Annotated in this window: 1 pseudogene; it reads right to left on the reverse strand. The window is 40.9% G+C overall.

Features of this window, described 5'->3' with window-relative positions:
• A pseudogene (locus QTO00_RS20935) lies at window positions 1–364 on the reverse strand (GumC family protein); the annotation flags it as partial.

Consider the following 364-nt stretch of genomic DNA (forward strand, 5'->3'; position numbering starts at 1 on the left):
ATACTCTCTTTTAATCACACTTATGGCTTGAAACTCATCTTTCTTGCTCAATAGTTCTGCTTTAAGAAGTTGCTCTTGTTGTTTGGCGCTTGCTAGTTCTTTTCCAATTCCATTGACCAGTTTTTGAATCAGATTATTGGCGCGATCTTGAATAGATTTGAGTTGCGCATTTGCTTGGATCATTTTGTCGTGTTTAGGTCCGTAACGTTTGGCCAATTCACCGACTTGTTTTTCAGCATTGGATTCAGCAAGTCGAATGTCACGAATTTGAGGGTGGTTGGAAATAAGCGACATTGAAGCAAGCGTCGCTGTGTCAGAGTTAACTTGCAACGCATTGAAAAGAGCTTGCGTTTCGATGCGCTTT

Origin of the sequence: Vibrio sp. M260118 (genome assembly GCF_036533755.1) — a bacterium.
Taxonomy (GTDB): Bacteria; Pseudomonadota; Gammaproteobacteria; order Enterobacterales; family Vibrionaceae; genus Vibrio.